Source organism: Bacillus sp. MD-5, from assembly GCF_002201875.1.
Taxonomy (GTDB): Bacteria; Bacillota; Bacilli; order Bacillales; family Bacillaceae; genus Bacillus; species Bacillus stercoris.
Genome location: NZ_CP021911.1, coordinates 1,729,930 through 1,744,125, shown reverse-complemented (window position 1 = coordinate 1,744,125; position 14,196 = coordinate 1,729,930). Strand labels below are relative to the sequence as shown.

12 protein-coding genes and 5 pseudogenes are annotated in these 14,196 nt (G+C 36.2%); 7 read left to right on the top strand and 10 right to left on the bottom strand.

The window, feature by feature from the left end:
* Positions 1–9: 9 nt before the first annotated feature.
* The 5 genes from CDO84_RS08495 to CDO84_RS08475 form a co-directional block, all read right to left on the bottom strand.
* A complete protein-coding gene (locus tag CDO84_RS08495) occupies positions 10–1,401 on the bottom strand; it encodes an MFS transporter (RefSeq protein ID WP_040083075.1) in 1,392 nt (463 codons plus the stop codon).
* Positions 1,402–2,237: 836 nt separating this feature from the next.
* Complete coding sequence (locus CDO84_RS08490) at positions 2,238–2,708, bottom strand: hypothetical protein (protein WP_040083076.1); 471 nt, start codon at positions 2,706–2,708, stop codon at positions 2,238–2,240.
* Between the two features lie 129 nt (positions 2,709–2,837).
* Positions 2,838–3,002, bottom strand: a complete 165-nt coding sequence (locus tag CDO84_RS08485) for a hypothetical protein (protein WP_003231681.1) — start codon at positions 3,000–3,002, stop codon at positions 2,838–2,840.
* 268 nt (positions 3,003–3,270) lie between these two features.
* The gene (locus CDO84_RS08480) at positions 3,271–3,912 is read right to left on the bottom strand and encodes a DUF3885 domain-containing protein (RefSeq protein ID WP_040083078.1); all 642 of its coding nucleotides are present in this window, start codon (positions 3,910–3,912) and stop codon (positions 3,271–3,273) included.
* Between the two features lie 280 nt (positions 3,913–4,192).
* Positions 4,193–4,705, bottom strand: coding sequence for a GNAT family N-acetyltransferase (locus CDO84_RS08475; protein WP_040083079.1), 513 nt, complete (start codon positions 4,703–4,705; stop codon positions 4,193–4,195).
* 286 nt (positions 4,706–4,991) lie between these two features.
* On the opposite strand from CDO84_RS08475, the gene CDO84_RS08470 reads away from it, so the two are divergent.
* Together CDO84_RS08470 and CDO84_RS08465 are read left to right on the top strand one after the other, a co-directional pair.
* The gene (locus tag CDO84_RS08470; RefSeq protein WP_040083081.1) at positions 4,992–6,128 is read left to right on the top strand and encodes a response regulator aspartate phosphatase; all 1,137 of its coding nucleotides are present in this window, start codon (positions 4,992–4,994) and stop codon (positions 6,126–6,128) included.
* Positions 6,118–6,294: a hypothetical protein gene (locus CDO84_RS08465; protein ID WP_040083082.1), complete on the top strand. Its 177-nt coding sequence runs from the start codon at positions 6,118–6,120 to the stop codon at positions 6,292–6,294. The genes CDO84_RS08470 and CDO84_RS08465 overlap by 11 nt, the downstream gene beginning before the upstream one ends.
* A gap of 41 nt (positions 6,295–6,335) precedes the next feature.
* Here the strand turns inward: CDO84_RS08465 and CDO84_RS08460 are convergent.
* Positions 6,336–6,920, bottom strand: a pseudogene (locus tag CDO84_RS08460) (DinB/UmuC family translesion DNA polymerase); the annotation flags it as partial.
* Between the two features lie 43 nt (positions 6,921–6,963).
* Here CDO84_RS08460 and CDO84_RS08455 point away from each other — a divergent pair.
* Together CDO84_RS08455 and CDO84_RS08450 are read left to right on the top strand one after the other, a co-directional pair.
* Positions 6,964–7,176 (top strand): annotated as a pseudogene (locus CDO84_RS08455) (HNH/ENDO VII family nuclease); the annotation flags it as partial.
* 26 nt (positions 7,177–7,202) lie between these two features.
* A complete protein-coding gene (locus CDO84_RS08450; protein ID WP_040083791.1) occupies positions 7,203–7,661 on the top strand; it encodes an SMI1/KNR4 family protein in 459 nt (152 codons plus the stop codon).
* A gap of 682 nt (positions 7,662–8,343) precedes the next feature.
* On the opposite strand, the pseudogene CDO84_RS08445 reads toward CDO84_RS08450, so the two are convergent.
* Together CDO84_RS08445 and CDO84_RS08440 are read right to left on the bottom strand one after the other, a co-directional pair.
* A pseudogene (locus tag CDO84_RS08445) lies at positions 8,344–9,164 on the bottom strand (peptidoglycan recognition protein family protein).
* Between the two features lie 75 nt (positions 9,165–9,239).
* A pseudogene (locus tag CDO84_RS08440) lies at positions 9,240–9,409 on the bottom strand (phage holin family protein); the annotation flags it as partial.
* A 622-nt stretch (positions 9,410–10,031) separates the two neighbouring features.
* Between CDO84_RS08440 and CDO84_RS08430 the strand changes: the two are divergent.
* Genes CDO84_RS08430 through CDO84_RS08420 form a run of 3 tightly spaced genes read left to right on the top strand, consistent with a single transcriptional unit; the run spans position 10,032 to position 12,585 of the window.
* Complete coding sequence (locus CDO84_RS08430; RefSeq protein WP_088299186.1) at positions 10,032–11,903, top strand: T7SS effector LXG polymorphic toxin; 1,872 nt, start codon at positions 10,032–10,034, stop codon at positions 11,901–11,903.
* Positions 11,904–11,923: 20 nt separating this feature from the next.
* Positions 11,924–12,232: a hypothetical protein gene (locus tag CDO84_RS08425; RefSeq protein WP_014664078.1), complete on the top strand. Its 309-nt coding sequence runs from the start codon at positions 11,924–11,926 to the stop codon at positions 12,230–12,232.
* Between the two features lie 53 nt (positions 12,233–12,285).
* On the top strand, positions 12,286–12,585 hold the full coding sequence (locus tag CDO84_RS08420) for a contact-dependent growth inhibition system immunity protein (RefSeq protein ID WP_040083087.1): 300 nt from the start codon (positions 12,286–12,288) through the stop codon (positions 12,583–12,585).
* 38 nt (positions 12,586–12,623) lie between these two features.
* Here the strand turns inward: CDO84_RS08420 and CDO84_RS08415 are convergent.
* Positions 12,624–12,769: pseudogene (locus CDO84_RS08415) on the bottom strand (peptidoglycan-binding domain-containing protein); the annotation flags it as partial.
* Positions 12,770–12,853: 84 nt separating this feature from the next.
* A complete protein-coding gene (glnA, locus tag CDO84_RS08410) occupies positions 12,854–14,188 on the bottom strand; it encodes a type I glutamate--ammonia ligase (protein ID WP_014664076.1) in 1,335 nt (444 codons plus the stop codon).
* Positions 14,189–14,196 lie beyond the last annotated feature (8 nt).

Below are 14,196 nucleotides of genomic sequence, written 5' to 3'. Positions count from 1 at the left end.
TTTTCTTTTTTAAGCTTTGAAATCATCAATATGATCCAAATAAACTTTGTCTCTATTCTCTAATTCTCGAACCATGTTTTTATATTTTTTCTCATCTAAGTTATAGAAATTAATATCAATTAAAGCCAGAGCCAGCAAGAACACGGGAATAATGGTCGTTGTAATTAAAATCCCCGTTAATGCCGCCGGAGTTTGTGCCTGATTTGCCACATATCCAAACTTATCAAGAACCAGACCTGGAACAACTCCTCCTAAGGCCATACCAAACTTAAAGAAAAATCCGATAATAGCGTATATGAGACCGCCCATTCTTTTCCCAGTCCTGTACTCTCCATATTCTATTGTTTCAGGAATAAGCGCCCACATATATCCCCCGGCAGTGAGACTTCCAGCAGCAGCGATTAAGCGACAGACAAGTATGAGGTATACATTACTTGGCGGAACAAACAGTAAAGCTAAGAGGCCGATTATATTCAGTAATAATGCATAGTTTAGTAATTTCTTCTTCCCCAATAATTGATGTAGCCTTGGAATAAACGGTAAAATGACCAAAGCGGGCAAACTTCCGATCAAACCGTACCACTTCACCAAATCCTCTCTTTCTAGGTTATACGTTACGTAATAAATGCCAACCGAATTACTGATGGAATTCACTCCAAAAATAATGATAAAGAAAATACTTAATACAACAAGTGGACGATTAACACGAAACTGCTCAAATATATCCGTAAATTTAATTTTTTCTTCGGATTTTTGAAGAGTGACACGCTCTTTTGTGCTTTTAAAACAAAAGATTAAAAGGCACCCGCCTATCATTCCCAAAATACCCATGGTTAGTTGCCAACCAAGAGATTCGTTGCCGGAAGTATCGCTTAAATAAGCAGCCAGTAAAGGAACAAAAAATGCAACGACAAGTCCCCCAAGATTCGCAAATAACATACGGACAGACGTAATACTAACCACTTCTTGATTATTTCTGGTCATTGCAGAAGTTAATGCGCCATATGGCACGTTAATCGTTGTGTATGTAAGCGACAAGCCAACATAGGTCAAATAGGCATATATTAATTTCCCCATATCCGAAAAATCCGGGGTTGTAAAACAGAGTATGGCCAGTATGACAAATGGAAAAGCTCCGAATAAAAGATACGGTCTAAAGCGTCCAAATTTGCTATTCGTTCTGTCAACTATTGTTCCAATAAAAGGATCAGCGAGTGCGTCGATTATTCTAACCACTAAGAACATAGTACCGGCGGCGGCTGCCGATAAACCAAATACATCTGTATAGAAAAACAAAAGATAAGTAGACACTGTTGCATAAATTAAATTACACGCAAAATCTCCAGACGCATATCCAACTTTTTCAACCATGCTAATCTTCTTTACATTTTCACTGAGCATGATTTCTCCCCTTTTCGATCCTTTAATATGGAACAGTGTGAAACGGTTTAAAAATCCCCTCAAACTTATGGACTGGACGTGTTTATAAAAGCGCTTTCAAAACAGAGCATTTTCATCATCTAAATGGTCAGCAAGCAGTAAACTCATCTTTTTTCATCATACTTTATATGCTGAAAAAGGATAAAAGCTTCTTTCTTTTGTTTGTTATAATTCCCCCCTTCCATCCATATTTAACAAGAGCTTTATCGATAGACAATTAAAGTTCACCTCATTAGTTTGTTGACCGAACAAACTAACTTGACTTAATATTATAAAATCCCTTTGACTTTTTCAACATCTTTTTCAGAAAGTTTAAACAGGAATGAAATTAATATTGATTTTTGACTCTTTCGTTATATTCAGTGTCTCAAATATTTGCGAATGTCATGTATCAATTAACAACGATCAGTCCGAAAACAGATTCTTGTGTAACCACATGACAAATATGATCTATGCGAAATAAGGAATTGGTTAGTGGTAAGCTGCATTTAAGAGTTTGATAAAGGTGATAACAGGATGTATGTAGACTGTTAGCGTAGATTTATGCTGATGGCAAGCCTGGTCATGAGTAGAAAGGAAAGGAATGGCCAGAGTAGTTTATGTTATAAGTCCAACCCTACATACATATATCAATACAGGAATAAATAAGAAGCAAAAATAGAGAAGCTTTCAACAGGAGTAGAAATGGCTATTTGACTGTCTGAGGATTAAGAACTCTGTTAAACACTATGATTTATCCAAACTTATTTTAATCTTAAAAATTTAATTGAGGGTAAAAACAAAAGAGAATACAGAAATTAATTCTGTATTAATTTATTCAATATGTTAATTTTACTTTGGTCTTTATGATTCTTCTTCCTTCTTCTATAGCCATCTAATAAAGACTTTTTATAAACCTTGAGGTAATCATCAATCGTTAGCAAATGATATTTCGCTCCGTCATCTTCAAAAACCTCTAGGTTATTATAGTCTACATCTGCAAATGGTTTTAAATCCTCAATGTAAGCAATGCCTATTTTGGTATTAGTTTTCTTAAATTCATGCTCATGTAAATCAACCATTTTGTATCCATGCAGTTCCATCACTTTTTTTAGTTTTCCCCACTTTTCCTCTAAAAAAATTAAAGGAATAAGGATATCAATATCTTCTGGGGAAAAGCCCAACCCAGTTACCTTTTCAAGACCTAAAGAGCCATATAATAATGGAATGATGTCTAGCTCTTTATTAAAAATTTTAGCTATATCGATAAATTCATTATACAATTTCATTTTCCATCCCCGATATTTGGTAATTAATTATTTAAGATTCAACTGCCTCTTGAATTTTCATAAGTCCTTCAATACTAATACCTCAATGGGTTATTTTTTCAATAATCCTGAAAGTCATCTGTACAATATCTAAAAAGCCTTAAATACTGAATTAAAGAAAAACATCAATATGATAATGGCTAGCACAACAACAATTTCAAAAGTATGTGAACTGCCATCTTCTTTTTCTCGTTCTTTCTTCTCCCTCATTTGCTCCCTATACTTTCTTTGTATTTCATCCTTTTTTTTATCCATCTTACTCGACCCCTTTCATCATAAAGTAAAGTCAAGCAATTCTGAAATTTCCCATCCCTTTTGTTGACACTTAATTTAATCCAATCCTCATCATCAGCATATGGTTTTTTTGAAATGGACAACTAATTGAATCATTCATTTCTCAGCCCGACCTTTAGAATCCTTCCCTAATTACGTAAAACCATTTTAGCTGTTGTCCCATGGCTTGTCGAACTGAACTAGAGCCATATAAAACTTAGATTTTTTCAGTTTCTATTAAAAAAGAGTATTACACGTACTTATACTCTTCTACCCAGTCGTGGTATTTTTCATAAAGGTGACGTATTCGTTTGAAATCAAGAGCTATGACTTCACATCCGCGGTCATCATAGATAAAGAAAATAATGTCTTTTGTAATGTTCACAAAGAAAACATCAGGGTAATCAATAGAGTAACCTCCGAATTTCGGTTTCAATGGAAAATCCTCGTTACTGGCGGCTTTAAGTAATTCAGTTACACGTAAGTCTCGAGGTTTGCATAACAAGGAAAATTGCTGCATCTCATATTCTTCAGCTTTATTGATTTCAAAAGGGTAGGGATATGTCTTCACCATCATTTGATTCAAAAGATTTTTACACTTTAGAAACGGTTGATATACCTTTAATTTTCTTATACATTTCTCTTTCTTTTTGTGCTTATACATATTCGCCACAAGGAATATGTCATCATTTTGTTCGAATAATTCATTAAAAATGATTGAGGTTTGTTCATATACAATCTGAAACATCTTTAGATTCAATTCTTCATTTGCTTTGAGTTGATAGATATTTTCCCCAAGACAAAAATGGATTCCTGTGCCCCATTGATTATAGATGCTAGGAATTAATTCGAGGTTTTGAAACCTTTCCTCCATATACCCTATTACATTCATTCATACATTCTCACTTTCGGTTAATCAGATGATTTTATGTAGACCTAGAAAAATTGTAATTCCTTCCTATGATTGTAACTTTAGTATACCATTTTCACTCTGAGCGATCGATAGGAATATGGTCTTTTTGGAACCCCTTAAAAGATAATGAACATCTGTGGCTTGTTCACTTTATTCTCTGAGTTCAATGACATATTAAGCAATTCACCATAGATCAATTCTTACTAAGGCAAAAGTGAGAAGATCGGTTATAAAATGATTAACGCTAGATCAGTATAGTTCAATTCCACTCTTCCTCTAAAATAGCGTAATAATATTCATCCCACCACTCATTGCCTTTTGGAATACACTTTTTAAAAAAGCCTTCTCTTCTCATTCCAATCTTCTCCATAACTCGGTATGATGGAATATTCTCAGGTTGACAAGTAGCTATAATCCTATGTAATTTCATTTCTTTAAATCCATATTCCAAGATAGCCTGCGCTGCTTCAGAAGCATACCCTTTATTTTGATAATTCGGATTAAACACCCACCCAATCTCATATGTATGTTCACCAAAATACTTATGAAAAACAATATGGCCTATAAGTAAATCTTCATCTATTAATATGACAGGGAATTTTTCAGCATTATTACCTTTGTTTTTATTTACAAATGCTTTTGCGTCTTCTTCAGTAAAAACCCCTTCTGGTATATACTTCATCACATTAATATCTGATGTATACGCATATACAGCTTGCCAATCTTTGAATTCGAATTCACGTATCAATAACCTTTTTGTTGTTATGTGCATTAAAGTAACTCCCCTCATTCTTACTTGACCTTTATTTCGATATGAAGACAACAATAACCTCTTTAAATGACTATCCTTATTCAATAATATTGCCACTTACTTGAATCAACTGATTCTGACAGTGAACAAGCAATGGATTATGATTCACCGAGATAAACCTTCTACCCTTCTCTTAATTGAGAAGGTTTTTTTTCGTTTTTTAAGATAACATTAATCTTCCTTATTCATTTAAATATGATAAAATATTACATATTAGTATATTGGATACATATAGGGAGGGATTTCAATGGAGCAATTAATTCCGTCATCCGCAGTTGGAGTTAAAATCAATGAGTGGTATAAATACATACGGATGTTCGCCGTTCCAGATGCAGAGATATTAAAAGCAGAGGTTGAAGAAGAAATAAAACATATGAAGGAAGACCAAGATTTATTGCTGTACTATTCTCTCATGTGTTTTCGCCATCAATTAATGCTGGATTACCTTGAACCAAAAACAATGAACGAAGAACGACCTGAAATTTCAGACTTATTAGAAAAGATTGAAAGTAACCAAACTGATTTGAAAGGGATTCTTGAATATTATTTTAACTTTTTCCGTGGAATGTATGAATTTGAACAATACGAATATCTTAATGCCATAAGCTTCTATAAGCAAGCCGAGAGAAAATTATCACTTGTTGCAGATGAGATTGAACGAGCAGAATTCCACTACAAAGTTGCAGAAATTTATTATCATATGAAGCAAACTCATATGTCGATGCATCACATTGTTCAAGCAATTGATAGTTATAAAGCACATGAAAACTACACTGTAAGAGTTATTCAATGCTCATTTGTCATCGGTCTAAACTATTTGGATATGGACTTCCCTGAAAAAGCGATCCCTCATTTTAAAGATGCTCTAGATAAAGCAAGAGAAATCGATATGTCACGATTAATCGGATCATCTCTGTACAATCTTGGCTTATGTTTATTTGCTGAGGAAGCTTATGAAAAGGCAGCTGAGTACTTTAAGGAGGGTATTAGAGTATACCAGGATAATGGGTATGAGCACTCAAATCGTTTATTAGACATCTTACTTATGTTGACAAAAACCACATTTAAAATGAGAAATCACTCCGAGGGAACTTCTTGGTGTGCACATGGTCTGTCTTTATCCAAAGATTTAAACGATGAGATAATGGCCAAAATGTTTGAATTCATTCATGCCCTATATGTAGATAACGACAAAGGAAAATTAAATTCGATTCTAAATTATTTAGAATTAAAGTCAATGTTTTCAGACGTGGAGGATTTAGCAGCAGATGCAGCGAAGTATTACAATGAAAAAGAAGACCATAAAGTGGCTGTTGTTTATTATGAGAAAGTGCTTTATGCCCGTAAACAAATTCAGAGAGGGGATTGTCTTTATGAAACTTAAGCATGCATCTGTCTTAATTTTAGCCATTGTTTTAATTGGATTTGTAAGCATTTATTTAACTAACACTCAAAAAGATGTCCAAGAAGCACGCAGAGGACATACGTCCAGTATTGGTTTTACTGATGGTCATTCGTATGAAATTGCAAGCAGAGGACATACTTCTTAATATTTTTTTCTTATACCCCCTCCAAATTGAGGGGGTTATTTTTATGATTTATGTCCCCCAGTAAGTCCAGCTCTGTGGAGTGCAGTTCCTGCAGGTGTATAAGAAACTGCTCTCAGAATTGCTTTCGATCCGTATTTGCTTCTAATCCCATCCATGACAAACCCGAGTTTCCTTCTCTTTTCATTATCCGCTTCAAATAAACTCAACTGCTGGTTAACATCTTCCTCAATATTTGATAACGTAACTGAGATACTTCTCACTGTTTTATCCGAGTAAAATTTATTAAAGAGCATTAAGCAGCATCTATAAATATCCATTGTGATATTTGTAGGAAGATCAATTGTTTTTGCTCGATGAAATCCACCACCAAGCTCATCTTTACTGTATCCAATTCCCAGGCTGATTGTCCGACCAACTTTATTATGTGTACGTGCGCTTCTTGCGACCTCACATATCTCTAGAAGCACAGCCTTAATCTCTTCTCTCCTTGTATAATCCCTCAGCAAGATCTGACTCTTACCAAAACTAATCTGCCCTTGCATCAAAGGAGCTCCTATTTCTGATAAATCGATTCCATGAGCATGATAATACAACTGGTTTCCCATTATGCCGAACTTTTTAGGTAGAGGAGTTCGTAAAGGTTCAAATGAAGTTAAAGATATGACTAATGCAAAAGATGGAACCCAAATTAATTTGTATCATTTGATTCAAGAAGAGCCTGGCAATATGCTCGAGATACCTGAAAGCTGGCACAATAAGTACAGTGATGTTTTGCATGGATTAAAAGAGAATGGACAAAATTTTAGAAACGATCCAGTACTTGATAAACAATATAAAAGCTTTAGGAGAAGGTATTGGAGATGGAGAGCTCAGCAATTTTAGAACCAAGAATAAGAGGTGAAAGTTTAATGGATTATTCAAAAGTGAAAACTTTCTTTGATGAAAATAAAGAAAATTCAATTCTCACCGGGGGAGTCACTGAAGATCAGATTAGAGAAATAGAAGAGGATCTTAATGTAACCCTTCCAGACAGCTATAAATGGTTTTTAACTGAGTATGGTTCAGGGGGAGCATACGGGACAATGATACTCGGATATGATTCTCACGGTGCTGAAGTTGTTGAACAGACCAATGAATATAAAAAATATTATAACCTTTTCGATGGTCTTGTAGTGATCGAATATGTTGATGAATTTACTTATTGTCTTGACACTAACAAGATAAAAGAAGGAGAATGCCCTGTCATCCTTTGGGATAACCAAGAGGGATATGGTAAACAAGTTGGTAGCACATTCCTAGAGTTTTTAATAGAAGAGCTTGAAGAAGCGAAAGACGACTGGATTGATGATGAAGAATGGGACGATTAAGGTCAAAGGATTGCAATTTAGAGCCCCTCATTATATGAGAGGCTCTTTTATTACTTTAATTTCGCTTCAATTTTCGCTTTAGTCTTAGGTCCATAAATATTGTCCTGCCTAAGCCCCTGTATAGAATAGAAAACTGCACTCATTTTGTTTTAAAATGAAGTATGGAACACATATAGTAGTTATTGCTGGCTGTATGTGCAACTTAATGTCAATTTTACTTTGGAGAAGCATTACGTTCATCTTGAATAGTTCGGTCAAAGTTCAAATGAAAATTCTCGAATTAAGTCCTTTTTGTATATATTAATTTTGAGAAAAGGAGGGATTTGTGATTTTTTATTATGAAGTAATTTGTATAAGTTGCAGGAAAAGATTTAGAGTATATGAAGGTACATTGAAATATAAGCAAGTTAAAGAAAACATGAAAGGAAAATATACTTGTGAAGAATGTAGTCATAACATACGTTTAGAGGCTATAAAAAACTTTTTTAGATAACATTTTTTAAGAATTTCTTATAGTATGTTAACTAGAAAACTGCAAAAGTCTGATCTAATAGGCTTTCTTTTTTTGCATAAAAAAACTCCCGGTTTATTCATCGCGGGTATATTTTTATGCTTAAATCGTCCTTTTTTATTCTTATCGGTATAAAAATACGAGATTTTTCAACCTCGTCAATTCACAAACTTATTTTAAAAGCTTTTCAATTTCCGCCTTTGTTTTTGGCCCATAAATACCGTCAGCTTTTAATCCATTCATTAGCTGGAACCGTCGTACGGGCATCGGCGGTTTTCGGTCCATAATAGCTATCGATCCCAAAGTTTTTGGCTTTCTTATCTGGATAGAAATGCAATGCCGATAACGCTGTTTGAATTTGCTCAACTGCATTGCTGTGCATCAATGGGCTCTTCACTTTAAAAATGCCGGAAGGTAGATTAAAGGACGATTTCTTTTTTGCTTGAGCTTGATTTTTTAACTGTCTTAGATGAAGTTGTTTTCTTGCTAGATGTTTTGCCGCCAAGCGCTTTTAATTCAGCATCAGTTGCAGCTTTGACTTCATCCCAGCGCCCTTCTGACAAGATACGATGCGGGCAATACTTTCCGCTCTAATCTTGATGCTTCCGCACACGATCAATACCCCATCCTCGTTCTTTAAGCAGCTGCGCCACAAATTTAATAGCCAGCTTTTCTGCCGCGTAGTATTTAGCCCCTCCTGACTTGCTGTAACAGATTTCAACGCCAATAGACTTACGGCCCAGGACCGTTTGTACCGTCGCCTGTGTGCCATGCATTGCGATTTAACGGCAGGCCTTGAATAACCTCTTTATCATCACTGCAAAGTGAACACTCGTTGAACTGGTGTTTCCGGTCATGTAACTGACCTCGTTAGCAGCTGACGCGTCGTTTGCCGTGTTGTGAATGGTGATGTATTCAGCGTCCATGTGATTCGGGCATTCCAAACCGTATTTAGCTTCTGATACAAGATTCATTTTCACTTTGATTGTCATAAGTGTACTCTCCTTTATTTTGATATAGAAAAAGCCGCCGGGTTACCCAGCAGCCTGTTCATCTTTTTCGTTTGTTTATTCGTTGTCACTTTCGATTACGTGAAGACGTTCAGTAATGGTAGCCGGAATCTTAACGCCAATCTGTGTAAGGTTCTCCGTAATGGAAAGTCCCTCATTAAAAGAACGGTTCCAAATGTCAGGACACCGTTCAGATTAAGGATTGTATCTACGATATTTGCCACAATTGGAGTTAGATTCATAACTTCAAATTTTTTTGGTCATATTTTGGTCTTAATTTTGGTCAAAAGCATGTTTTATGAATAATATGCTTACTACCTAGGAGGGAGTTAATCACCCCTATTGAATCATTGATTTAATAGGATTTATAACAATATTTTTGTGCAAAGTTTGCGCAAAAATATATTTGGAATTCTTTTTGCTTGTTTACTTTTTCCTCCCTCTAAACTTTTGGGAATAATAATATATCAGATAAACAATCAGAAAGACTAATGTAGCCATGGCAATATAGTATAATGGCATCGCCAAAAAAGGAGCAAAATTCGCTATGACCATCAGTATAATGATGGCTATTCCATATAAACTTATAAAGCGTAGTAATGCCATATTATCTCCCCTTGCTGTTTTCATCATTTTAACAAAAAAAGTAAGGTGCTAAAGGGCTATTTTTGTTATGCGATATCCATGCTGGCACCGCCTGACTGCGTAAACGGTCTTCAATTAATTCAGATAGGTAAAATGACACAGATCAAATTAATCATTTCTCACTTTTGAATCACATCCGTGTCTATTTCTTCATTTTCCCATGGTAAAATCTTGTTGGAGCTATTCAACCGAAAGGATATGATCATGAAAGTATTTGAAGCCAAATCACTGCTTTCAGAAGCAGATAGACGCGCAAAAGAATACAAGGAATTAAGAAGTCAGATGGTCAATCTCAAGAAGGCCTTTAAAGCCGTAGCTGATTTAGATGACAGTGAGTTTTCCGGAAAAGGCGCCGACAACATCAAAGCATTTTATCAAGATCATGCAGGTGTAGCTGACAATTGGATTGACTTACTTGATATGAAAATTGCTTTCTTGACGAGCATTTCAGGCACTTTAGAGGACGCCAGCTTATCTGATGCATATATAGAAGAATCCTTCTTAGAACACGAACTGGCTAACGCCTACACAAAATCAAAATCTATTATGTCAGAACAAAAGAAAGCCATGAAGGATATCTTAAATGATATTGACGATATACTTCCGCTTGATTTGTTCTCGACAGAAAACTTCAAAGACGAACTCGCCAATGCGGAGGACAAGCGCAAAAAAACAGTCGACAAACTAGGTAGCGTGGACGAAGCACTTGTTACTGAATATGCTCAGTCAGAGCCAAACGAGCAATTCATCAAGAAGGACTTCCAAAAGCTTGAGGAATCCACAGGCAAAGGGAAGAACGCCACACCCATTCACTACAACGCCAAGGCGTACCGTGAAAGTGACATACATAAGAAAAAAGGCGATATTGAGAAACAGACTGAAGCTTATTTGAAGATCAAGAAAGATGAAGCGAAAGAACGAGAAATCAAAGATTTAAAGAAGAAGCTAGCTGACGGAGTGACGGATCCGGATGAATACTTAAAAATTGCCAAGAAGGTCGGCTATGAGAATCTTACCCCTGAACAGCTTGAATTTGTTTCATTTCTTGAACAGCGTAAAGCTTTCATGGATAACGGAAAAGAAGTGTTGCAAATCATAGGTGATGGCGCCAAGGGTGCGATTGTTGGTATATACGATCTTGCCAAGGATACCGGTGAAGGAGCTATTCAATTCGGATGGAATATCGGTTGGACAATTGACAACTTAAACAAGGATCCTCAAAAAGTGCTGGATACCGTTTTGGAATACGACTATCAAACTGCCTTTCAAAGTATGGTTGACACATTGAAGGATAATTGGGATAAAAAAATGATTCACGGGGATGCATATACACGGATGCACTATGTTACTTATTTGGGCGGAAGTCTTCTGTTATTGAAAGGTGGAAAGTCCTCTGTCTCAACAGGATCGAAGGATCTTGCTACAGTTGGGAAAGTAGCTAGTGAAAAGATTAAAAATGGCAATCCATCTGTCAAACCTTATATTAATCGATATACTCCTGCATTAGAAGGGATTCTACAAGACGCCGGGAATCCTATTAACGTTAAAAATACTCCGTTATTAAAAAGTATTGCGGAAAATGAAAAAAGCAGTGTACTCTTCAAGTCAGAAAAACCAAACGGTGGGAATCATAGAGATACTGGCAGTCTTAAGGTTAATATTCCTGATAGTAGCATTAAGCACTCAGACATAGGTGATTTTACTAAAAACCCGAAAACAGGTAATATTTCAAAAATGAAAGGTGGAGGACATGGACAAAGTAACATTGAATTTCTTGAAAAAAATAATATAGATTATAATATAAATAAAGTATATGAAAATGGTGTTAGAGTAGGTAATGTTCCCGGACACAAGGTGAAAGCAAAAAGATCAGGCTCCAATCAATCTTGGTTTCCCGAAAGTTGGACAGAGTCTGATATTGCAGCAGCCGGTGCAAAGATTGCTGAATTACCCGAATTCACTAATGCAGAAAATGGTGTGACTATATTCGGAGAGTATAAAGGTGTTAGGGTTGGAGTTATTAAAACAAATGGAGAAATAGGAACCATTTTCCCCGATGCAACTAAACAACCATAGACAAAGTATGGAGGATCAATATGAATTTAGAGAAAAAAATGGAAGCTATATTAATTAAAAGAAAAAAACTTAATCTTAATGATGACTATGGAATTCAAAAAAGTTGGGATGAAATAGTTGAAGTGCTCTCAGAAAATGAAGAAAATACAATTAGCTATCTAGAAAATTGTAATAAAGAAGATTTATATTGGATCAGTGAGGTATTTGAAGATTTAGCTGAAAGTTTGCAAAGTAAAGAACTTATTAATTGTTTAAGAAAATTAGATGAAAAGTACCCTGACTTAGAAATGACAAACGATATTGATATAGCAGAAAGTTATATAGAATAAGATATGCACTATTTCTCAGATTTGAAGTTAACATTTCTTGGTGGTGATAAGTAATGATTGAAATCGAAGTTTCTGATCCTGTATTTAGATTTCTCGGCGGACATTTCCACCAAGATATGGAATCTCCTGAAGATGCTCTTAATGAATATCTAAATGAAGCATCACAAAAGCTAAAAGAAAGAGATTTAATAGCACTAACTGAGTTTGTAAATAGTAATTATTCTGAAGCAGATAAGAATGAATTTATAGAAGAAGCAGCTGATGGTATACACTTTCCTGAAGATGATATAACTCCATTAGAATGGCTTAAGCAAGTCACTGAACAAATTAGAAAACACCTTAAAACAACATAGTTAGAAAAAGAGCCCTCTTTTAAGAAGGGCTTCTTTTATTAATTCAATTTCGCTTCAATTTTCGCTTTAGTCTTAGGTCCATAAATGCAGTCAGGCCACATACTGACTGGAACCGTTTGACTGCATTTGCTGTTTTCAGACCATACACGCCGTCAATGCCGTTATTCCTCGTCCTTTTGTCTGGTGTTACAGGATCTATATTAAATTATTAAATTGTTTAACTAATCAATAAATCCCCTGACACCAATAGTGCCAAGGGATTGATAGATTAATACTGAGACATATACTGTTCGCGCTCCCAAGGGTGTACTTGCGTGCGGAACATATCCCATTCGATTTCTTTTGCTTCGATGAAGTGTTCGAATAGGTGCTCGCCCAGCGCTTTGACCATGACTTCGTTTGATTTGAATTCTTCTAGCGCTTCCGCAAGTGTTGCTGGAAGGTCAACGATTCCGTTTTCCATGCGCTCTTCTTTGCTCATCACATAGATGTTGCGGTCGATTGGAGCCGGCGCTTCCAGTTTGTTTTTGATTCCGTCTAATCCTGCAGCAAGCAATACGCTAAGTGCAAGGTATGGGTTTGCAGCTGGGTCTACGCTGCGTACTTCAACACGTGTGCTGATGCCGCGGGAAGCCGGGATACGGATAAGCGGGCTTCTGTTTTGCGCGCTCCATGCTACATAACAAGGTGCTTCATAGCCAGGAACAAGACGTTTGTAAGAGTTTACTGTCGGGTTTGTTACTGCTGTAAAGCTTGTTGCGTGCTTCACGATACCTGCAATAAAGTGTTTCGCTGTTTCACTTAGCTGAAGATCTGCGTTTTCGTCAAAGAATGCATTAACACCATTTTTGAAGAGTGATAGATTGCAGTGCATACCTGAACCGTTCACACCGAACAATGGTTTTGGCATAAATGTCGCATGCAGGCCGTGTTTGCGGGCAATTGTTTTAACAACTAGTTTAAATGTTTGGATGTCATCACAAGAGCGGACTGCTCCAGCATATTTAAAGTCGATTTCGTGCTGACCAGGTGCTACTTCGTGGTGAGACGCTTCGATTTCAAAGCCCATCTCTTCAAGCTCAAGCACGATATCGCGGCGGCAGTTTTCTCCTAAGTCAGTTGGAGCTAAGTCGAAATATCCGCCTTTGTCGTTTAGTTCAAGCGTTGGCTCGCCTTTTTCGTCTAATTTGAATAAGAAGAATTCAGGCTCAGGTCCAAGGTTGAAATCGCTGAAGCCGAGGTCTTCCATTTCTTTCAGAATCCGTTTTAAGTTGTTTCGCGGGTCACCTTCGAAAGGTGTGCCATCCGGATTATAAATATCACAGATGAAACGTGCTACTTTACCTTTTTCAGCTGTCCATGGGAAGATAACAAATGTATTTAGATCTGGATACAGGTACATGTCTGACTCTTCGATACGAACGAATCCCTCAATAGAAGAACCGTCAAACATGACTTTATTATCAAGCGCTTTTCCAAGCTGGCTTACAGGAATCTCAACATTCTTGATTGTTCCAAGAATGTCAGTAAATTGAAGACGGATATACTTCACGTTTTCTTCTTTTACTAATGTTTCGATATCTTCTCTAGTGTACTTTGCCATTTGGTAAA